General features: G+C 69.9%; 16 protein-coding genes. 7 read left to right on the top strand and 9 right to left on the bottom strand.

What is annotated here, in order from left to right:
* Positions 1 to 26: 26 nt before the first annotated feature.
* Entirely contained in the window at positions 27 to 1,196 is a 1,170-nt protein-coding gene (gene wecB / locus ABZ664_RS32450) for a UDP-N-acetylglucosamine 2-epimerase (non-hydrolyzing) (RefSeq protein WP_362518398.1), read from the bottom strand.
* Positions 1,197 to 1,402: 206 nt separating this feature from the next.
* Here wecB and ABZ664_RS32445 point away from each other — a divergent pair, with 206 nt between their 5' ends.
* The 5 genes from ABZ664_RS32445 to ABZ664_RS32425 all read left to right on the top strand — a co-directional run bounded on the left by ABZ664_RS32445 (position 1,403) and on the right by ABZ664_RS32425 (position 8,493).
* Positions 1,403 to 3,388 carry a glycosyltransferase gene (locus ABZ664_RS32445; RefSeq protein ID WP_362518394.1) on the top strand — a complete coding sequence of 662 codons (1,986 nt, stop codon included), beginning with the start codon at positions 1,403 to 1,405 and terminating at the stop codon, positions 3,386 to 3,388.
* A 129-nt stretch (positions 3,389 to 3,517) separates the two neighbouring features.
* Positions 3,518 to 4,783, top strand: coding sequence for a nucleotide sugar dehydrogenase (locus tag ABZ664_RS32440; protein WP_362518390.1), 1,266 nt, complete (start codon positions 3,518 to 3,520; stop codon positions 4,781 to 4,783).
* Between the two features lie 19 nt (positions 4,784 to 4,802).
* Positions 4,803 to 5,891 (top strand): glycosyltransferase, encoded by a 1,089-nt coding sequence (locus ABZ664_RS32435; RefSeq protein WP_362518388.1) that lies wholly within the window; start codon positions 4,803 to 4,805, stop codon positions 5,889 to 5,891.
* Between the two features lie 78 nt (positions 5,892 to 5,969).
* A complete protein-coding gene (locus tag ABZ664_RS32430) occupies positions 5,970 to 7,805 on the top strand; it encodes a DUF4434 domain-containing protein (protein ID WP_362518386.1) in 1,836 nt (611 codons plus the stop codon).
* A gap of 19 nt (positions 7,806 to 7,824) precedes the next feature.
* Entirely contained in the window at positions 7,825 to 8,493 is a 669-nt protein-coding gene (locus ABZ664_RS32425; RefSeq protein WP_362518382.1) for an NUDIX domain-containing protein, read from the top strand.
* A 45-nt stretch (positions 8,494 to 8,538) separates the two neighbouring features.
* Here ABZ664_RS32425 and ABZ664_RS32420 read toward each other — a convergent pair whose 3' ends face one another.
* Complete coding sequence (locus ABZ664_RS32420) at positions 8,539 to 9,174, bottom strand: Uma2 family endonuclease (RefSeq protein ID WP_362518379.1); 636 nt, start codon at positions 9,172 to 9,174, stop codon at positions 8,539 to 8,541.
* A gap of 80 nt (positions 9,175 to 9,254) precedes the next feature.
* On the opposite strand from ABZ664_RS32420, the gene hisC reads away from it, so the two are divergent.
* Positions 9,255 to 10,316 (top strand): histidinol-phosphate transaminase, encoded by a 1,062-nt coding sequence (gene hisC / locus ABZ664_RS32415; protein WP_362518376.1) that lies wholly within the window; start codon positions 9,255 to 9,257, stop codon positions 10,314 to 10,316.
* 30 nt (positions 10,317 to 10,346) lie between these two features.
* Here hisC and ABZ664_RS32410 read toward each other — a convergent pair whose 3' ends face one another.
* From ABZ664_RS32410 to purD, 5 genes are all read right to left on the bottom strand, one after another.
* Positions 10,347 to 11,315 carry an EamA family transporter gene (locus ABZ664_RS32410; protein ID WP_362518372.1) on the bottom strand — a complete coding sequence of 323 codons (969 nt, stop codon included), beginning with the start codon at positions 11,313 to 11,315 and terminating at the stop codon, positions 10,347 to 10,349.
* Between the two features lie 465 nt (positions 11,316 to 11,780).
* Positions 11,781 to 13,070, bottom strand: a complete 1,290-nt coding sequence (locus tag ABZ664_RS32405) for a GTP cyclohydrolase IIa (RefSeq protein WP_350942411.1) — start codon at positions 13,068 to 13,070, stop codon at positions 11,781 to 11,783.
* A 225-nt stretch (positions 13,071 to 13,295) separates the two neighbouring features.
* Entirely contained in the window at positions 13,296 to 14,564 is a 1,269-nt protein-coding gene (gene murA / locus ABZ664_RS32400; RefSeq protein WP_362518366.1) for a UDP-N-acetylglucosamine 1-carboxyvinyltransferase, read from the bottom strand.
* A gap of 165 nt (positions 14,565 to 14,729) precedes the next feature.
* Entirely contained in the window at positions 14,730 to 15,764 is a 1,035-nt protein-coding gene (locus tag ABZ664_RS32395) for a hypothetical protein (RefSeq protein WP_362518362.1), read from the bottom strand.
* A gap of 190 nt (positions 15,765 to 15,954) precedes the next feature.
* Complete coding sequence (gene purD / locus ABZ664_RS32390) at positions 15,955 to 17,187, bottom strand: phosphoribosylamine--glycine ligase (protein WP_362518359.1); 1,233 nt, start codon at positions 17,185 to 17,187, stop codon at positions 15,955 to 15,957.
* 559 nt (positions 17,188 to 17,746) lie between these two features.
* Here purD and corA point away from each other — a divergent pair.
* Entirely contained in the window at positions 17,747 to 18,913 is a 1,167-nt protein-coding gene (gene corA / locus ABZ664_RS32385) for a magnesium/cobalt transporter CorA (RefSeq protein ID WP_362518356.1), read from the top strand.
* Positions 18,914 to 18,993: 80 nt separating this feature from the next.
* On the opposite strand, the gene ABZ664_RS32380 is transcribed toward corA, so the two are convergent.
* The gene (locus tag ABZ664_RS32380) at positions 18,994 to 19,920 is read right to left on the bottom strand and encodes a glycerophosphodiester phosphodiesterase family protein (RefSeq protein ID WP_362518353.1); all 927 of its coding nucleotides are present in this window, start codon (positions 19,918 to 19,920) and stop codon (positions 18,994 to 18,996) included.
* 85 nt (positions 19,921 to 20,005) lie between these two features.
* Positions 20,006 to 21,289 (bottom strand): adenylosuccinate synthase, encoded by a 1,284-nt coding sequence (locus ABZ664_RS32375; protein ID WP_362518350.1) that lies wholly within the window; start codon positions 21,287 to 21,289, stop codon positions 20,006 to 20,008.
* Positions 21,290 to 21,330 lie beyond the last annotated feature (41 nt).

The raw sequence follows: 21,330 nt of genomic DNA, 5'->3' as shown, positions 1-21,330 counted from the left end.
ACCAAAGTCGTAGCCGAATGGCCGTTTTAAAGGGATTTGGGCGATACGGATTGACCGGCCGGCGAGAGGTTGCCGCCACGCAGCCAGCTCTCGATCACCCGGGCGATCCGGGGACCGGCCTTACCGTCCCAGAGCGGAGGCAGCTCGCCCGACGGCGTTCCCGAGCCCTCGGCCAGCGCCAGGTCGGCGGCGGCGGGCAACTGCGCGGGGGTGACGAGCCGGTTGGTGCCGTGCGTGATGGTGATCGGCCGCTCGGTGTTGGGCCGCACCGTGAGGCAGGGCACACCCAGCATGGTCGTCTCCTCCTGCACGCCGCCGGAGTCGGTGACGACCAGCGTCGCGCCCCGCACCAGTGACAGGAAGTCCACGTAGCCCAGCGGGTCGACGATGAGGAGGTTCTCCCCGTTCACCAGTCCGGCCTCCGCCAGACGGGTCCGGCCGCGCGGGTGCAGCGGCACCACGACCGGCAGGCGCTCGCTCACCGAGAGTACGGCGTCGACGAGATCCTTGGCCGAGGCCGGGTCGTCGACGTTGCCGGGACGGTGCAGGGTGGCGACCGCGTACCGCTCGGGAAGGCCGAGCCGGGAGCGGACCGGGGCGGGGTCGAGGTGGTCCAGCGCGGAGAACAGGCTGTCGATCATCGGGTTGCCGACGAGGTGCACCCTGGCCGGATCGACGCCCTCGGCGGCGAGGTGGGAGAGCGCGTCCGGCGAGGTGGCGAAGAGGATGTCGGACAGGCCGTCGGTGACGACCCGGTTCACCTCCTCGGGCATCTCCCGGTCGAAGGAACGCAGGCCCGCCTCCACGTGCGCGGTCGGCACGTGGAGCTTGGCGCAGACGAGGATCGCGGCGAGCGTCGAGTTCACGTCGCCGTAGACGACGACCAGGGTGGGACGGTGTTCGAGCACCACGTCCTCCAGGCCGACGAGCAGGGCCGCCGTCTGCCGGGCGTGCGAGCCGGAACCGACGCCGAGGTTGGCGATCGGCTCGGGAAGACCGAGGTCGGCGAAGAAGACGTCCGACATGAGCGCGTCGTAGTGCTGACCGGTGTGAACGATGCCCTGTCGCACCCCGAGCTCGGTGAGGGCGCGCACCACGGGAGCGGCCTTCACGAAGTTCGGGCGCGCGCCGAGCACGTGCAGGACGAGGGGATTATCGGGGCTCTGAGCAGCGCCCGGACGGGCAAAGTCCCTCATTGACCTCGCCTTTCATGCGGCAGTGGGGCAAACGTTGCCTATGGTACGGTCACGGCGTGGTATCCGATGCCAACAGGCCAGACTCCCCCTCGGTTCCAGCGAAGGTTTCGGCGAAGGATCCGGTGAAGTCCCCGGATCCGGTGACGCCCTCGGTTCCGGCGACACCCTCTCCCTCGGAGACGCTCCCGGCCGTTGAGACCCCCGCAGTGGACACGCCCACGGAGCCGCCGCCCCCGCCGAGCGCGGAGACGCCCTCGCCCGTGGACGCGGCCCCGCTCTCCGACGTGGACACGACGCGGAAACCCGACGCGAACACGACGCGCGAACCCGACGCGGACGGCACCACGGAACCGGACACGAAGCCGGCGGAGACACCGGAGACACCCACCCTCCCGGACACGCCCTCCGCCCCGGACACCCTCCCCGTCTCCGACATGCCCACCGTCACGGCGAGGCCCTCGGACGAGGACGAGGAGAAGGTCCCCGCGTCGCTCCCGGCCTCCCCGGACTCCCAGACGCCCCCTGGCTCCCCTGCCTCCCCGAACTCCCCCGTCTCCCCGGTCTCGGCGAAGTCGGCCAGGGCCGGGCTGCGCGGCCTCATCAAGGGCTTCGTCCAGCACCCGGTGATCGTTTCCCGGGTCGTGGCGACCAAGGTGAAGTCCGACCCGGTACGCGTGGCGCAGGCGGCGGCCGAGACGCTCCCGCCGAGCGTCCGTCCCGTGGTCGGCCGGTTCGCCTGGCCCGTCGCGCGCCGCGCCAAGATCGTCGTACGCAAGCTCGGCATGCGCCTGGTGAAGGGCCCGTGGAGCGAGGCGAAGGAGCACTTCGACTCCGGCCGGATGAGCGAGGCCGCCGCGGTGCTGCAGGGTCACACGCGCTACCCCTTCATCAAGCGCCGGCACGCCTACTACGCGGGAGAGCTGGCCGCGATCCAGCCGAACCCGATCCCGCCCAAGGCGAAGGTGATCGTGGGCGAGCGGTTCCCCGGCAGGGTGCTGCACTGCGTGACGAACGCGCTGCCGTACACGCAGGCCGGATACACCGTCCGCACGCACCGCATCGTCACCTCGCAGAAGGCCGCGGGGCTCGACCCGCACGTCGTGACCAGCTGGGGCTGGCCGATGATGCAGGGGCACGCCGACGCGACGCCGTACGAGGAGATCGACGGCATCCCCTACCACCGGCTGATCCCGAGCGGCGAGGTGCCGTTCGAGAGCCAGGGGCGGATGATCCGCGGCGCCGGAGAGGTGACCGAGCTGGTCAGGACCCTGCGACCGCAGGTGCTGCACGCCGCGACCGACCATCGCAACGGGTCGGTGGCGCTCGCGGTGCGCGAGCGTACCGGCACGCCGATGGTCTACGAGGTGCGGGGCTTCCTCGAGGAGACCTGGGCCTCCCGCGACCCCAAGCGCATCGGCAGCCAGCGGCACGTGCTGCAGCGCGACCGTGAGGCGTTCATCATGCGTTCCGCCGACGCCGTGGTCACCCTCGCGGAGACCATGGCAGACGAGATCGTCGAACGCGGGGTGCCGAGGGAGAGGATCTATCTCGCGCCGAACGCGGTGGACGACTCGCTGCTCAGTGCCGAGTACGACGGTGCGGCGTTCCGTGCCGCGTACGGCATCGAGCCCGGCGAGATCGTGATGGGCTCGGTGTCGAGCATCGTGGCCTACGAGGGTTTCGCCACCATGATCAACGCGGCTGCGCTCCTGCGGGACGAGGGCGCGCCGGTGAAGGTGCTTCTCGTCGGCGACGGCGTGGAGCGGGCGGCGCTGCTCGAACAGGTCGAGGAGCTGGGACTGGGCGACATCGCGATCCTGCCGGGACGTGTCGGTCCCGACGAGGCCCTGCAGGCGCAGGCGGCGATCGACATCTTCGTCTGCCCCCGCGAGGACCTGCGCGTCTGCCGGCTCGTCACGCCGTTGAAGCCCGTCGAGGCGATGGCTCTCGGCAAGCCGGTCGTGCTGAGCGACCTGCCGGCGCTCTCCGAGCTCGTGGGTTCGGAGGGGGCGGGGCTTCTGGTGCCCCCGGGAGACCCCGAGGCGCTGGCCAAGGCGATCGCCGGACTGCGCGACGATCCTGAGCGAAGGGCCGGGATGGGTGAGGCGGGACGGGCCGAGGTGGCGGCGAAGCGTACGTGGAGCCGCATCGCGGAGACTTACCGTGATATTTACCGATCGATTGCTGGATGATGGTCTCGTGTTGGTAACAGGGAGACCAGCCGTTTGCGATGCGTTCAATCGCATTAGGCGTAGCTCGTTCGGACTTGAGATAGCCTTTGCGACCATGAAGTGTTGTTTCCGGCGTTCCAAGGTCATCCAGTGACTGCCTACGACCTGGCCATCATCGGCCTGGGCTACGTCGGCATGCCCCTGGCCAAGGAGGCCACCGCGGCCGGTCTGCGGGTCGTCGGCTTCGAGGTCGACGCCGCGAAGGTCGAGGCCCTCAACGCGGGCACGTCGTACATCGACGACCTGACCGACGCAGACCTTGAGCACATGCTGGCGGGAGGCTTCACCGCCACGCTGGACGAATCCGTACTGGCCGACAGCCGGACCGTCGTCATCTGCGTGCCGACCCCGCTGGACGAGGACCACCGCCCCGACCTGTCGTCGGTCGAGGGCGCCACCGCCACCGTCGCACGCAACCTGCGCGCCGGCGCGCTGGTGGTCCTGGAGTCCACCACCTGGCCCGGCACCACCGACGAGGTCGCCCGCCCCATCCTGGAAAAGGGTTCGGGTCTCGTCGCGGGCACCGACTTCCACCTCGCCTTCTCGCCCGAGCGCATCGACCCGGGCAACCCCAAATACGGTCTGCGCAACACCCCGAAGGTCGTCGGCGGTTACACCCCGGCCTGCAAGGACCGCGCGGTCGGGTTCTACGCCCAGTTCATCGAGCAGGTCGTGCCGGTGAGCGGCACCCGCGAGGCCGAGATGGCCAAGCTCCTGGAGAACACCTACCGCCACGTCAACATCGCCCTCGTCAACGAGATGGCGATCTTCTGCGACGAGCTCGGTGTCGACCTGTGGGAGTCGATCGAGGCCGCGGCGACCAAGCCGTTCGGGTTCCAGAAGTTCCTCCCCGGACCCGGCGTCGGCGGGCACTGCATCCCCGTCGACCCTTCCTACCTCTCCTACACGGTGCGCAAGCTGGGCTACCCGTTCCGCTTCGTCGAGCTGGCACAGGAGATCAACGAGCGGATGCCGTCCTACGTGGTGGCCCGCGTGCAGCGACTGCTCAACCGGCAGCGAAAGCCCGTCAACGGCTCCAGGGTGCTGCTGCTCGGTGTCACGTACAAGCCCGACATCGCCGACGAGCGTGAGACCCCGGCCCTGCCGGTCGCGCGGGCGCTGCTCGAGCTGGGGGCGGAGCTCGTCTTCGCCGATCCGTACGTCAAGGAGTGGCGGGTCGACGACGTCGACGTGCCACGTGAGGAAGACCTCGCCAAGGCGGTGGCCGAAGCCGACGTGACGCTGTTGCTCCAGCAGCACGCCGCCTTCGACCTGTCGACGGTCGAGGACCATGGCAAGCTCGTGCTCGACACCCGAGGCGTGCTCGCCGAGGGTGAACGCGTCGAGCGGCTCTAGCGACGGAGGGCTGCGCGAAGTGCACGTGCTCGTCATGACGGTGGTGCATCACCCCGAGGACGCCCGGATCCTGCACCGGCAGATCCGCGCGCTCGTGGACGCCGGTCATGAGGTCACGTACGCGGCCCCGTACACGGCGCGGGGCGTGATGGCCCGCTCCTGGGTGAACGGCGTCGACCTCCCCCGCGCCGCCGAGCGCAAGCGGTTCGCCGCCGTGCGCGCCGCGCGCAAGGTGTTCAAGCGTATGCGCGGCGAGGTCGACCTCGTGGTCATCCACGACCCCGAGCTGCTGCTCGCGGTGGTGGGGGTGCGCAAGCGGCCCCCGGTGGTCTGGGACGTCCACGAGGACACCCCGGCGACGCTGTCGCTGAAGCCCTGGCTGCCCGCGTTCCTGCGTCCGCCGGTGCGGTTCCTGGCCCGCCTGCTCGAAGGCACGGCCGAGCGGCACCTGCACCTGCTGCTGGCCGAGACCGCGTACGCGGGAAGGTTCCGCCAGGCGCACCTGGTGGTGCCCAACGAGACCTGGGTGCCCGACGAGGTGACGCCGCCGGGCGACGACCGCGTCGTCTACCTCGGCTGGCTGTCGGGCGCGCGCGGGGTACGCGAGGCGATCGAGGTGGCCCGGCTGCTGCAGCCGTACCGGGTGGCGGTCGAGCTGATCGGCTACGCCGACCCGCAGTCGCGGCCGACGCTGAACGAGGCGGTGGCGGAGGGCGTGCTGGAGTGGCGTGACTTCATGCCGAACGACGAGGCGCTCAAGCGGCTCGACGGCGCGCTCGCCGGGCTCTCCCTGCTGCACGACGAGCCCAACTACCGGCACTCCATGCCCACGAAGATCGTGGAGTACATGGCGCACGGCATCCCGGTGATCACCACTCCCTCGCCCCGCGCGGTGGAGCTGGTCGAGCGCTACGACAGCGGCATGGTCGTGCCCTGGCAGGATCCCAAGGCCGTGGCCCAGGCCGTGCTCTTCCTGCGAGACGACGTCAGGGAGCGGTATGCCAGGGGCGCCCGAGGGTATGCGGCGGCTCGTGCGAACCACCACTGGCCCAACTCGGCCCGCCGTTTCGTCGCTCAGCTGGAGGCGTGGGCGGGCGTCAAGAGCTGATTGTCGATACGGCGAGGCCCGCGGTGTCCGTCCGGCTCCTTATGTCTGCCTGATCACAAGAACGGTAGTGTCCTGAACGTGCGCTGGCTCATCGCTTTCCTGGGCGTGGCGATCCTCGCGGGTGTGGCGGCGTTCGTGGTGACCACGCCCACCGGGAACGGCTCCCCGACGGCGGGAGGCTCGTCGCTCACGGCCTCGCCCTCACCCTCCACCTCCGCCACCCCCTCGGTGCCGGTGCCGGAGGTGACCGAGTTCACCGACCCGTGTGGGACGTTCGACACGACGATGCGCTGGCCGTACGCGGTCACCGGCTACTGGCTGGTCCCGACCACCGACCACTGCACCTGGCGCCGGCAGTTCGGCGCCATCCACGAGGTGGGCGGCGACACGGTGATCCGGATCGGCTGGGGCCTGCAGGCGCGCCGCCTCGACAACGACGGCCGGATCCTCGACGGCCAGGGGGACGTCGACGCCCGCTACGAGCCGTGCGAGGAGAACGGGGTCCCGTGCGCGCTGGCGGCGGAGAACGACCTCAAGGCCGCCAACCCCGGCAACCGGGTGAGCTGGACGTTCGTCTACCGCACCGACGAGGCGTTCGGCCCGGACCTGTTCCGCTGCCCCGAGTTCGAGCGGAAGATCGTCACCGACAAGACCGTCTTCTACCGGATCGTCGCCCCCGACGACGGCACCGACGACCCGAGCTGCGAGAACATCCGTTCCAAGGGACGCGGCTATCACGTGATCCTGGTCGCGGCCGCGCACGAGGACAGCCTCGCCGAGCTGCTCGACCTCGGTGACCGGTTCGGCGTGAAGGTCTACCCGGCGCTGCCGCTCGCCCCCCGCGACCCGGCGCAGAAGACCCAGGCCGCCAAGCAGGGCACGGACACGCTCACCACCCTCACCCGGCGGATCATGCAGGACTACGGGGCGCGCTTCCAGGACCGGACCTCGCTGGGCGGTTTCTACCAGCCGTTCGAGCTGCAGATGCGCGAGATGAAGTACGTCGGCGACTCCGACTCCGACCACCCGACGCTCAGGGTCTACGCCTCGCAGCACGAGATCGTCGAGCAGGAGATGCCCGGCAGGCCCGTGCTCGTCAGCCCCTACCTCGACGCCCGCAAGGAACGGCCGTTCAGCGCCACTCCCAAGCAGGTCGCCAAGGGCTTCGAGGCCCTCGTCAGGACCGGTGTCGGGATCATCGCCCCGCAGGACAGCCGGGGTACGGGCAAGGTCGGATTGTTCTGGGCCGACCAGCGCGAGGAGAAGATCGACGAGCGGCTGAGCCCGGTCGTCAAGAAGAAGACCAACGGCGAGGCGTACCACGGCTCGACCCGCGACTACTACCGCGAGATGTCCCTCGCCAGGACCAGGATGATCGAGCAGGGCTTCAACGTGCAGCTCTGGGCCAACGTCGAGGCCTTCGAGCCGTCGGGCGAGGAGCCGTGCGCCGCGGGGTCCGACCGAGGGCGCACCGACAAGGAGCGGCTCGACACGGCCGTGGCACAGGTCGGACGCTACGTCTCCAAGGTCGTCTCCTACATGTGGAGCGACTTCTACACCTGCGGCTCCCCGTCCCTCGCCGAGGAGATCGCCCGCGACTACAACCGGCCCATCGCCGCCGACGCGATCCGCATGCAGCGCGACATCCAGGACGGCATGGAGATCCGCGGCTACAACATCCCCATGGGCTCCAAGGTGACGATCACCTGGGAGGGCCAGGAGGAGCCCCGCGTCGTCGACGTGGCCGGGGTGAACCTGACCGAGCCGCCGCCGGACCTGCCGGTACGGATGGAAACGGCGTGGATCCCGTTCGACTGGACCCAGGTGCCCGAGGACACCTGGGTCAGGGTCTCGGTCGCGGCGGCCGACGGACGCGCCGCCACCGAGACGTTGCACGTCCGCGTACGGGTCTGACCGGTGTAACGTGCCTGCCATGGTGCCGCGCATTCCCGTCAGCGTGGACCTTGTCGTCCTCACGGTGCGCCGCCAGGTGCTGAGCGCGCTCGTCTGGCGGCGCGACAAGCCGCCGTACGAGGGACGCTGGGCCCTGTCAGGCGGTTTCATCCAGCTCGACGAGGACCTGCCCGCGGCCGCCGCCCGCGTCCTCGCGGAACGGGCGGGCCTGCCGGGCGCCCCCGTGCACCTGGAGCAGCTGCAGACCTACGGCTATCCCGACCGCGACCCGCGCCAGCGCGTGCTGAGCGTGGCCTACCTCGGCCTCGCCCCGCACCTGCCGACCTCCACCGAGGCGCACATGAGCTGGCAGCCGGTCTCCTCGCTGCTGCGCGAGATGGCCTTCGACCACCGGCGCATCATGATCGACGGGATCGAGCGGGCCCGCGCCAAGCTTGAATACACCCCGCTGGGCGCGGCCTTCTGCCCGCCGGAGTTCACCGTCGCCGAGCTGCGCCGGGTCTACGAGATCGTCTGGGGCCGAACCCTCGACCCGCGCAACTTCCACCGCAAGGTCACCAAGGCCGAGGGCTTCCTGGTGCCCACCGGCGGCACCACCACCCGCGACGGCGGACGCCCCGCCAAGCTGTATCGCCGCGGCCCCGCCGTGGCGCTGCATCCCCCGATGCTCCGCTCTCTCAAGGAGTGACCGGAGCGAGCCCCGTCGTGGTGAGCCGTGGAGCCCTGCCGACGATCAGAGGCCGTCGATCTCCGTCAGGTCGACGTCGACGTCGAACGGGACGCTGACCTTCAGCCGGTCGTGGTGGATCCCCATGAGCGCGTAGGCCTTGGTGGCCGGGTCCAGCTCGTAGACGTAGACGACCGGGCGGCCGTCCTTCTCCTCGACCCGCCAGAAGTGGTCGATGCCCGCCTGGGCGTACAGGACCGGCTTGCGCTCCCGGTCGCGGATCTCCGACTCGGCGGAGACGACTTCGACGGCGAGGACGACGTCGGCCGGCTGGTAGGTGGTCTGCTTCAGATCCAGGTCGCCATCGACTCGGGTCACCACGAGATCGGGCTCGGGGCGTTGGCGCTTGCCGAGTGTCACCGTCATCTCCCTGCGAACACGCAGTCCGGACGGAACCGCTTGACGCAGCGTGTAAATCAGGAGATCCACGATGAGTGAGTGGAAACGGGTCTGGGGGCTCACGAAGACGAGAGTGCCATCGATGAGTTCCGTGTGGGGAGGGATCCCTCGAAGCCGGTCGAGGTCCTCGGCCGAGAAGCCCTCTTTGGGAGGGAACACCCAACGGGGCAGCGGCTCCAGCTCGGGCGACCCCGTCTCGTCCGCCTCGGCGCTCGGCCTGTCGGCCAGCGATGCGATGCTCATGTCGTCCTCCCGGTCGGGCACGCCTCTCACCTCCAGTGTTACAGGATGCCCCATCCGCCCGCTGCTCATAAGGTAAGGCCATGCCTCGTTTCCGCGCGATCCTGGACACGATGCCCGCCTACCGGGCGGGCAAGGCCGTGGTGTCCGCCGACGGCCGGTCCTACAAGCTCTCCTCGAACGAATCCCCCTACGAGCCGCTGCCCTCGGTCGTGGAGGCGGTCGCCAGGGCGGCGACCCAGATGCACCGCTATCCCGATCCGGCGGCCACCGAGCTGACCGCGGCGATCGCCGAGAAGTACGGCGTCCCGGCCGAGCACATCGCGCTCGGCGCCGGCTCGGTGACGGTTGCCCAGCAGCTCTTCGAGACGGTGAGCGAGCCGGGCGCCGAAGTGATCTACGCGTGGCGGTCCTTCGAGGCGTACCCGCTGCTGGCCGACCTGGCGGGGGCGACCTCGGTGCGGGTCCCGCTGCTGGGCGAGACGCACCATCTGGAGGCGATGGCCGACGCGATCACCCCGCACACCCGCATGATCTTCGTCTGCAACCCGAACAACCCCACGGGCACGGTCGTCCACGCGGCGGAGCTTGAGGCCTTCCTCGACCGGGTGCCGGAGAACGTGCTCGTCGTGCTCGACGAGGCCTACCGCGAGTACGTCAGGGACACCGGGGTCACCGACGGGCTCACCGTCTACGGCGACCGGCCGAACGTCGCCGTCCTGCGCACCTTCTCCAAGGCGTACGGCCTGGCCGGGCTCCGGGTGGGCTACCTGATCGCGAACGAGCCGGTGGCGTCCACCGTCCGCAAGACGATCGTGCCGTTCGCGGTGAACCACCTCGCCCAGGCGGCCGCGATCGCCTCGCTCGCCGCCGAGGACGAGTTGATGGAGCGTGTCGACGTCGTGGTCAAGGAGCGCGACCGGGTCCGCGAGGCGCTGATCGGCCAGGGCTGGGAGGTGCCGGTGAGCGAGGCCAACTTCGTCTGGCTGCGGCTGGGGGAGCGCACGCTCGAATTCGCCGGGGTGTGCGCGACCGAGGGTGTCGCGGTACGGCCCTTCGCCGGGGAGGGCGCCCGCGTCTCCATCGGCGACCCCGAGGCCAACGACACCTTCCTCGCCGCCGCGGCGGCCTTCAAAGGCGCCTGACCCGCCGGACCCGCGCCGGGCGCCCGCGGCCTACACGGCCGCGGGCTCCGGCTCCGCGGGCTCCGGCTTCGGCTCCGGCTCCGCGGGCTCCGGCTTTCCCCGCCGCCGCTCCGTGGAGACCACCAGGGCCACGCCGACGACGATCACCACGCCGGCCGCGATCATCGAGCCGGTAACCGGTTCGCTCAGCACGAGGGCGCCCAGTGCGACGGCCACGACCGGGTTGACGTAGGCGTAGGTGGAGACCAGCGAGATCGGGGCGTTGCCCAGCAGCCACACGTACGCCGTGAAGCCGACCAGCGACCCGACCATGATCAGATAGATCAGCGCGGTCCACGACCGTGCGGAGACGACGGAGACGTCGAGATGCTCGCCCATCGCGGCGGCGGTGAGGGCGAGCCCGACACTGCCCGCCGCCATCTCGACGACGCTCGCGGCGAAGGGGTTCGCGGGCATGGGGATGCGGGAGGCGAGGAACGAGCCGACCGCCCACGACAGCGAGGCCAGCAGGATGATCACGACTCCGACGCCGTCGGCCACGTTGCTCCCGCCGCTCAGCGACAGCACCGCCACGCCGCCGAACCCGATGAGCACCCCCACGAGCGTCAGCACCCGCGGCCGGTCCCTGAACATGATCCTGAAGATGACGAGCCAGAGCGGGGTCGAGGCCACCAGCAGCGCGGCCAGGCCGCTGGAGATGTGCTGCTCGGCCACGGCGACCATGCCGTTGCCTCCGTTCAGCAGCAGCAGGCCGACCAGCGTCGCCCCGCCCGCCTCCCTCCAGGTCATCCGGAAGGCATCGCGTCCCTTCACCAGGAGCACCACGAGGCCCAGTACGAGCGCGGCCGTGATGAACCGGGCGGCTCCGCTGAGCAGCGGCGGGATCGTCTCGATCGTGATCATGATCGCCAGGTACGTGGAACCCCACACCACGTACACGATCGCCAGCGCTCCCCAGACGAGAAGCGTCTTACGGCTGTAAGCACCGTCTTTGCTCATAGCTCATGACAATAGTGGCTGACACCGACAATCCGCTCGCGAGTTTCGGACCTTGAGACGCGCTTCCGCGGGGCGTGACCCGAGTGGTTTTCCTTGACGCCGCGCCGGCGGATCCGCGCCGAGGGGGATCGCGGCATCGGGGTCCCTGCCGCGTCCTCACCGTGCCGGGGTGGACCGTAATCACTGGGCCGTAATGAACGCCGTAATGAACAGGATGCTGTGAACAGGCAAAAACAAACAGGCCGGAATGAACAAGCCGCAGTGAACACGTCCCGGTGAACGAGCCACGGTGAACAAGGTTTCGTGAACACGCGGCGACGAATCGACAACGCTACGTCACGCCGCGCCACGTCGAACGGTCCGGGCCCGGCAGGTCACGCCACGCCGGGGTCGGCGTGCCGTGACCCGGGAGGTCCCGCCGCCCGGGTGCGGCGGAAACCCTCCGTGCCGATGGAGGCGTAGGGCTCAGCGGGCGCCGAGCTTCTCCACGATCAGCCGGTACAGCTGACGAGGACGCCCCGGCTGGGGTGTCCGGTTCGGCGGAAGCGGCCACGCGAGTCCCTCGTCTACCAGCGTGCGCAACAACCGCCGTGCCGTACGCGGGGTGACGCCGAGCATCTTGCCGGCGCCCTCCGCGTCCACCACCGTGTCCCCACCCTCCAGTTTGGCCGCGAGCCGGGCCAGGACCTCCACGCCCTTCGGCTTCAGCGCTCCAGCGCCCTGAGGGGGCATCCTGGGGGCCGGGATGAGCGCCCTGCCCTCACGGTCCACCGCGAAGCCCTGGGCCTGCTTGCCCGCCTGTGTGCGCGCGAGCGCGGCCCTGGCGTGCGACTCGGCGTCGTGGGTGGTGCGGCCCATGCCTACGCCCACCTCGACCGCGAGGCCCAGCTCGTCGCGGACCCGCGCGGCGAACGGCAGCACCCGGAAGCCCTCGGTGGCCGCGGCCACCGAACCGCGGGTCGCGGTGACCATGTAGCTGTGGTCGTCGACCGCGGTGACCGACGCGTTGATCCGGTTGGCCTCCTGCACCAGCAACCGGTGCAGGGACAGCCGGAGCTCGTCGCGCCAGTAGCGTGGCGCGGCACGGCGAACCGGCTCGCGCAGCGTGGGCACCTCCACCAGGACCACGGTGAGCTGCGACTCCTCCAGCCTGTGGTGCGCGCCCAGCAGGGCCGCCGTGTGCAGCGCCGTGCGCACCGCGGCGGAGGTGGGGCGGATCCTGACCACGGGCACCCCGGCCGTCTGAAGGCGGTCGGCTACCGCGGGCAGGCATGTGAGCGCCCCGCTCGTGCTGCCCTGGCGGGCGAGGCGTTCATGGAAGGCCGCGATCGTACCGGTGGCGCCCGGTTCGTCGCGGCTGTGCACATCCCCTGCGGGAAGGCTCAAATCGTGGTACGCCTCCTCGACCTCCGCCCTGCTCAGCACGTCGACGCTGACCCTGCGCGGGTCTATCCGCTCGTCCAGCGCGGCCCTCGCCAGCGCGGCGATCAGCGCGGCGCCTCCGAGCTGGACATACGTCGCGGGCATCGTCAGCACCCCCGATCGCCGTGCCAGATCGTAGGGGACCGGGCTGGCGAACAGGCACGCGTCCACCCCTGCTCCCAGGCGGGTGACCTTGTCGGCGGCCTCCTGCTCGTCGCGGTATGCCGCCGCCACCAGGCGGCAGGGTAACGGGGCGGCCGCATGCCCCATCAACATCACCCGTTCAACGAGGTCATGGGGGCCCACCACACCGATAGTGAGGTCCGGTGTCATGGCACCCGGGCGTGACACTCGTGGCGCTTCTTCGGCCCGCTCGACCAATGTTCGTCCCATCATGCCGTCCGTTTGTTTTCGGCTCTCTTTTGGAACGATCGCTTGCGAGGGCCGTAATGTCACGCCCGATTTGCGGCCAATTCCGGAAGCCACTTCCGGGTTAAAGCCATGACTGGCATCGTTTACACAGGTCAGAGCGGTTTTTGAGCGTCTCAAACCCGCTCATTATGAAGCTGAAATCTCTTGCCGCACGTCGGCCCCCAGGGACTGCATGCGCTCGGCCAGATAAGAGTGCCCGCGGTCGATGAGATATCCCGATCCGATGACGGTCTCCCCCTCGGCGGCGAGGCCCGCGAGCACGAGCGCGATTCCCGAACGCAGATCGTGAGCGGTCACCTCTGTTCCGGTGAGTGGAGTGGCGCCGCGAACGACAGCACTGTTCTCTTTCACTTCAATGTCGGCGCCCATCTTGTTCAGTTCTGAGGCGAGAGCGAAACGCCCATCGAAGATGCGTTCATGAATGTAACTCGCGCCGTCGGCGAGGCACGCGACCGTCATGATCGGCGACTGCAGGTCCGTGGCGAAGCCGGGATAGGTGTCGGTGATCACGTTGATCGGGCGCAGCGGGCGGTCCCTGCGCACGTGGAGCACCGCGCCGTGGTCGGCGAACTCCACCCCCATCTGCTCCAGCTTGTAGCGGACCACGCCGAGGTGGTCGAGGTTGGCGCCGACCAGGTTGACCTCTCCGCCGGTGACGGCGGCGGCCATGGCGAACACGCCCGCGTCGAGGCGGTCCGGCATCACGGTGTGCTCGACGGCCTGGAGCTCCTCCACGCCCTCCACGGTGATGAACCCCGTGCCACCGCCGCTGATCTTCGCGCCCATCCGGGTGAGCATCTCGATCACGTCGAGGACCTCGGGCTCCAGCGCCGCGTTCTCGATCACGGTGGTGCCGCGCCCGAGGGCGGCGGCCATGATCAGGTTCTCGGTGCCGGTGTGCGAGGGGGTGTCCAGGTACAGGGTGGCGCCGGTGAGCCCCGACGACTTGACGTGGATGACCGAGTCACCCTCGTCCACGATCGCGCCCAGGCGCTTGTAGCCCAGGTAGTGGAAGTCGAGGTTGCGGCTGCCCAGGTTGCAGCCCCCCACGCCCTCGATCACCGCCTCACCGAGCCGGTGCAGCAGTGCGGGCACGAACAGCACGGAACCGCGGAAGCGGCGGGCGATCTCGGCGGGCAGGACCGGGCTGCTGAGCGTCGAGGCGTCGATCACCAGTGTGCGCTCCGCCTCGTGGAGCTCGACCGTGGCGCCGACCCTCTCCGCCAGCTCGACCGCGCGGCGGACGTCCTCGATGATGGGCACGTTGCGCAGGACCGTCCGGCCTCGGGACGCCAGCAGCGCGGCACCGATCATGGGCAGCACGGCGTTCTTGGCACCCTGGATGAAGGCGGTTCCACGAAGTGGGTTGCCACCGCGCACGCGGTAACGGACCATGCGTCATGCTCCTTGAAGTGATGTGGGTGATTCGTGTGGCGCGGGGCGGCAGCCGAGGTTTATCCGGTCAACAGTAGTCGTTGGATGCCCCTGAACCGGCCACTTCGAGGGGGAACTACCCCTCGAACGGCCGACAATCCTTGGCCTCCCGTCGTCCCCGGGCCGTTACCTGCCTTTCGCGCCGCCCGCGGTGGTGAGGGGGGAGGCGGCCGAGAGGAGGTTGTCGGCCCGCTGGTCGACGAAGCGGGTGACGACCTGCTGGCCGTACCCGAACGCCATCGCCCAGACCAGGATCGCGGGCTGCGAGCCGAGTCCGGCGAAACCCGGCACGAAGCCCGAGTTCAGGATCAGCAGACCGAGCACCGCGGTGGCCACCCCCGCCGGCGCCTTGAGAAGGTTCTGCACGACCGCGAGCGAGTATCGGGTGGACAGCTCCGAGCGGGTCGAGAGTGAGGCCGCGGTGGCCAGCGCCGCGCCCAGCATGCCGATCAGGGCCACGAGAGGGACGTCGCCGTGCCCCGGCCGCAGACCGCCCGTCGGGCAGATCTGGGCGGGCATCAGCCCCTGGGTGCGGATCACCGACTGGTCGCCGCACATCGGGATGACGTTCGGCCAGATCGCGCCGATGACCACCACGCTCAGCACGATCAGGGACAGCATGACCACCCCGCCGAGCAGCAGGTTGCGGAAGCTGCGCACCCGCCCGGTCTCCATCGCCTGCGCCGTGTACGCGGCCCGCAGCACCGACTGCATCAGCGGCCTGTCGTTCTCCGACAGGTCCCCCGCCGCGAGCCTGGCCTGGAGGTGGACGAGCCGGGGGTCGTCGCCGGGCAGATAGGCCCGGCCGATCGCCACCACCTCGGGGGCCCGCCCGCACAGCTCCGCCGTCGGCAGCACGCCGTACAGCATCACGGTCGCGCTGTTCACGTTGGACCAGGCGCCCTCGATGGCCTGGCCGGTCAGCCAGCGCCGTACGCCGTGCGTGCTGCGCGCGTACGTCTCCGCCCGCGCCAGGTGCGTGCCGATGCCCTCGCCCACCGAGGCGAGCTGCCCCGCCTCGTCGCGCAGCGTCAGGGCCCGCTCGGTGTCGGCCCTGATCTCCTCGCTCCGGGTGGCGACGTACACCCGCCAGGTGCCGGGCCAGCGCAACACGCCGGTGTCGCCGATCCGCTCGGGGGGCAGCGCGGGATCGAGCGACATCGTTCCTCCGGGGGGGAGCGGCCTGGGACGGGCACTGACTGCCCCAGGCTTACCGCGACATGCCGATCAGGCGCTACGCATCCCGGAAAACCGGGGCTCGGGCATGCCGATCAGCGCGCTGTTCGCCTTTGGCAAAACCCGGACCCGGACGTGCCGACCGGGTCTCGCGGCCCCCCGGGAAACCGGAGGCTCAGACGCCGCGGCCCGCGATGTCGGTGCGGTGGTGCGAGCCGCGCATCCGGATGCGCTCCACGGCCTCGTAGGCCGCCGCCCGCGCCGCGGGGACGTCGGGCCCCGTGCCGACCACGCTGAGCACCCGGCCTCCGTTGGAGACGATCCGGTCGCCGTCGAGGGCGGTGCCGGAATGCAGCACGTAGGCGTCCTCGACCGGGTCGGACAGCCCTTCGATCACGTCGCCCTTCACCGGCTCCGCGGGGTAGTTCTCCGCGGCGATCACCACGGTCACCGCGGCGCCTTCGCGGTAGGAGAGCGGCCCGAACCGGTCGAGCGTCCCGGTCGCGCAGGCGAGCAGCAGGCCCGCGAGGGGCGTCTCCAGCCGGTCCAGCACGACCTGGGTCTCCGGGTCGCCGAACCTCGCGTTGAACTCGATCACCTTCGGACCCTTGGACGTGAGGGCGAGCCCCACGTACAGCACCCCCGTGTACGGCGTGCCGCGTTTGGCCAGCTCGGTCACGGTCGGCATGACGGTCTCGGCCATCACCTGCTCGGAGAGGTCGTCGGGCGCCCACGGCAGCGGCGTGTAGGCGCCCATCCCGCCGGTGTTGGGACCCTGGTCGCCGTCGTAGGCGCGCTTGTGGTCCTGGGCGGGCTGGAGCGGCACGGCGGTGGAGCCGTCGCAGAGCGCGAACAGCGACACCTCGGGGCCGTCGAGGAACTCCTCGATCACGACCCGCCCGCAGGCGGCGGCGTGCCGGAGCGCCTCGTCGCGGTCGTCGGTGACCACCACGCCCTTGCCCGCGGCCAGGCCGTCGTCCTTGACCACGTACGGCGTGCCGAACTCGTCGAGCGCGGCGGCGACCTCCTCGGGCGTGACGCAGGTGTGCGACCGGCCGGTGGGAACGCCCGCCGCGACCATGACGTCCTTGGCGAAGGCCTTGGAACCCTCGATCAGCGCCGCCTGCCGCGAGGGCCCGAAGCAGGGGATCCCCGCCTGCCTGACGGCGTCGGCGACCCCGGCGACCAGGGGTGCCTCGGGGCCGATCACGACCAGGTCGGCTTCGAGACTCCCGGCCAGCTCGGTGACCGAGGCCGGGTCGGTCGGCGTCACCGGGTGCAGGGTCGCGACCTGCGCGATACCCGCGTTTCCGGGAGCACAGTGAACCTCGGTGACCTGGGGGTCGGCCGCCAGCGACCGGCACAGGGCATGCTCACGCCCGCCGGATCCAATCACAAGAACGCGCACTCGTCAGAGCCTATCGTCCTTGCGGCGTCGCCCTCGGGCCCGTGCCCCACCAGGGCCGCACTCCCGGCGGTCTCGTGTGCCGGGAGCCTCGCGTTCCGGGCGGTTCACGCTTCGGGAGGCCCTCGCTCCGGGCGGTTTACGCTCTGGAAGGCCACTCTCCGGGACGCCGGCGCTTCCGGTAGACCCGTGCCCGTGGCGGATTCGAGAACTTTTCCACAGGCTGTGGACAAGTCGGAGCACTCCCGGCTGGGGAAGGTGCCGTAAAGGGCGTGTGAATTTTGTCTGGTTACGCATGATCGACTGTTGAACCTGGGAGTAAGCTGAGAGTCATCCCCTCAATCGTGTTAGTTTTGGGTGGCTTTGCGTGTCTATTGCTGATTGGAGGTGGTTCGGGATGTCCTCTGGCGATCCCAGCAGTACGTGCTCGCGCACGCCTGCTGTGCGCACCCTCGACCACCCCATCTCGGTGCCCGACCGGCGCCACACGCATCACCCTCCTCACCGGGGGTGACATCGCATCGCGTGTGGATCCCGCCAGGTTGGGCGGGAAAGGCTCGCCATGCGCTCCTCGCTTCTTTTTCCTCGCATCAAGCACACCCGTACGATCCGTGCCGCGCACACGCCCGCCGTCTCGATCCGTGAGCGGATGACCGGCGTCTGCGTCCCGCCGAGCGACTCGCTCGTCGAGTACGCCGCGTACATCGGCGGCAAGAAGATCGACGCCCTGGGCATCCCCGACGCCCTGGAGCTCGTCCGTGCCCACAACGCGGCTCACCACCAGGGCTCCGACGCGGTCTCCGACGGGGGCTCCGGCGGAGGTTCCAGCAAGGGGAACGCCTTCGTCTGGGTCGGCCTGCACGAGCCCGACGCCCCCGAGGTCGAGTGGCTCGCGGAGGTCTTCGCCCTGCACCCGCTCGCCGTCGAGGACGCCGTCAAGGCTCACCAGCGGCCCAAGGTCGAACGCTACGGCGACTCGGTGTTCGTGGTCCTGAAGACCGTCGCCTACATCGACCACGAGGTGCTCACCGCCACCAGCGAGATCATCGGCACCGGCGAGCTCATGGTGTTCGTCGGCCCCGACTTCGTGGTGACCGTGCGCCACGGCAGCCACTGCCCCCTCTCGGAGGTGCGCGCGCGCCTTGAGGACAAGCCCAAGCTCCTCAACCGCGGACCCACCGGCGTGCTGCACGCGATCGCCGACCACGTGGTCGACAAGTACCTCAGCGTGGCCGACCGCATGCAGGCCGAGCTGGAGGACGTCGAGGCCATGGTCTTCGCCGACGTCAGCGCCCGCGACATCGGCCGGATCTACAACCTCAAGCGCGAGATGATCGAGATGAAGCGGTCCGTCATGCCGCTCCAGTCGCCGATGTCCACGCTGGCCCAGCGACGGATGATCCCCGCGGAGATGCGCGAGTATTTCCGCGACGTCGTCGACCACCTGGCCCGCGTCTGCGAGCAGGTCGAGTCGTCCAACGAACTCTGCAACTCCATACTGCAGGCGGCGCTCGCCCGCTCCAACGCGCTCGCCAACGAGGACATGCGGAAGATCTCCTCGTGGGTCGCGATCATGGCCGTCCCCACGATGATCGCCGGCATCTACGGCATGAACTTCGAGCACATGCCGGAGCTCGACTCCGTCTTCGGCTACCCGGTGGTGATCGGCGTGATGGTCATCGCCTGCACGCTGCTCTACCGGGGCTTCCGCCGCAACGGCTGGATGTGACCGGGGCGCTCCAGTCGGCCCCGCTCCACCATGGTTTCCGGCGCGACGCCCGGATATGACCCGATCTCTCCCACCGGCTCTCAGGCGCTCAGAGGGCGCGCGGGGGTGATCGGCCGGGGAACGGGCATGCCCCGCTCGGTCCACAGGGCGATCATCCGGTCGGGATAGTCGGTGACGATCGCGGCCACCCCGAGGTCGAGCAGCTCCCCGGCCCGTCCGGGCTCGTTCACGGTCCACACGGCCATCGGCAGGTCGGCCTTCTCGGCGCGCCGGGCGAACTCCTGGTCGACCATCACGTGCTCGGGGGAGAGCGTGGTGCCCCCCGCCTCGACGGCGGCGGCGGGGACGTCGCCGCCGAAGTCCTCCAGATGGAGGCCGTCGAGCCACACGCTGTCCATGGTGGCGCGCTCGATCAGGGCGTACCTCGGGGTCGCGGGGGTGAGCGATCGGGCGATCCGCAGGACGCGCCAGTCGAAACCGAGGATCGCCGCCCTGTCCAGCCTGCGGTGCCGGTCGAGCTCGGCGACGACCATTTCGGTGAACTCGGCGGGGTCGGCGCTCAGCTCCGGCCTGGTCGGGTCGGACTTCAGCTCCACGTGCACCCGCACCCCGTCGGCGCCGTACGCGTCCATCAGGCCCAGCACCGAACCCAGGGTCGGCATCCGGGTGTTCGGCACCGGCACCTGCGTCGCGGCGAAACGGTCCTCGGGGTGGCGCGGCACCCGTATCCCGCACTCCAGCGTGCGCAGCTGCGCCAGCGTGAGCGCTCCGATGGACCGGCCCACGTACGGGAAGGCGGGGTCGTCGCGGAAGGCGGGACGGACGTCGGCGCTGGTCACCGGGGAGACGGTGAGATCGTGCGTGAGCACCAGCCGCCGGTCGGCCGTGAGCGCGACGTCGAGCTCAAGCGCGTCGACACCCAGTTCGAGGGCGTGGGCGAAACCGGGCAGGGTGTTCTCTGGACGGAGCCCGCGGGCGCCGCGGTGACCGTGAATCTCGGCATGCACACAGGGACCTTATCCACCTCGCGCGCCGATCGTCCGGTACGGCTCGCGTCTCGGCGACGCCGTTCGCGAGCCGTACCGGTCCGAACTAGATCATCGAGTGGATCTGGAGCGTTTCCGTACGGCCGGGGCCGACCCCGACGGCCGAGATCCTGGAGCCGCTCATCTCCTCAAGGGCCTTCACGTACGCCCGCGCGTTGGGGGGCAGATCCTCGAAGCTCCTCGCACCGGTGATGTCCTCCTTCCAGCCGGGGAACTCCTCGTACACCGGCTTGGCGTGGTGGAAGTCGGTCTGGGTCATCGGGATCTCGTCGTGGCGGACGCCGTCGATCTCGTAGGCGACGCAGACGGGGATCGTGTCCAGGCCGGAGAGCACGTCCAGCTTGGTGAGGAAGTAGTCGGTGACGCCGTTGATCCGGGTCGAGTAGCGGGCGATGACGGCGTCGAACCAGCCGCAGCGGCGGTTGCGGCCGGTGGTCACCCCGTACTCGCCGCCGGTGGTGCGCAGCCACTCGCCCATCTCGTTGTCGAGCTCGGTCGGGAACGGGCCGGCGCCGACGCGGGTGGTGTACGCCTTCAGGATGCCGATCACGCCGGTGAGCCGGGTCGGCGGGATGCCGGAACCCGAGCAGGCGCCGCCGCTCGTCGGGGAGGAGGAGGTGACGAAGGGGTAGGTGCCGTGGTCGATGTCGAGCAGGTTGCCCTGCCCGCCCTCGAGCAGCACGACCTTGTTCTCGTCCAGCGCCCTGTTGAGGATGAGCGAGGTGTCGGCGATGTGCGGTGTGAGGCGCTCGGCGTAGCCGAGATACTCATCCAGGACCTTGCCCGCGTCGATCGCCCGGCGGTTGTAGATCTTGGTGAGGATCTGGTTCTTCTCGCCCAGCGCGACCTCGATCTTCTTCTGCAGGATGCCCGGGTCCAGCAGGTCCTGGACCCGCACGCCCATCCGGTAGATCTTGTCGCCGTACGCGGGGCCGATGCCCCGCCCGGTCGTGCCGATCTTGGCCTTGCCGAGGTAGCGTTCGGTGACCTTGTCCAGGGCCTTGTGGTGGGGCATGATCAGGTGCGCGTTCGCGGAGATCAGCAGCCGCTCCGCGGAGACCCCCCGGGCCTGGAGCCCGTCGATCTCGCTCAGCAGCACCCCCGGGTCGATGACGACGCCGTTGCCGATCACGGGGACGACGTTCGGGGAGAGCACTCCCGTGGGAAGCAGGTGCAGCGCGTACTTCTGGTCGCCGATGACGACCGTGTGGCCCGCGTTGTTGCCTCCCTGGTATCTGACGACGTAGTCGACCTGGTCTCCAAGCAGGTCGGTCGCCTTACCCTTGCCCTCATCGCCCCACTGGGCACCAACGAGAACGACAGCCGGCATCGTGAGTCTCCCACCACAAAAACGAAAACCCCTGACGCAAT

The organism is Streptosporangium sp. NPDC006930 (assembly GCF_040635605.1).
Classification (GTDB): domain Bacteria; phylum Actinomycetota; class Actinomycetes; order Streptosporangiales; family Streptosporangiaceae; genus Streptosporangium.
Note: the sequence above shows the minus strand (reverse complement) of the source record. Positions and strands in the feature narration are given on the sequence as shown.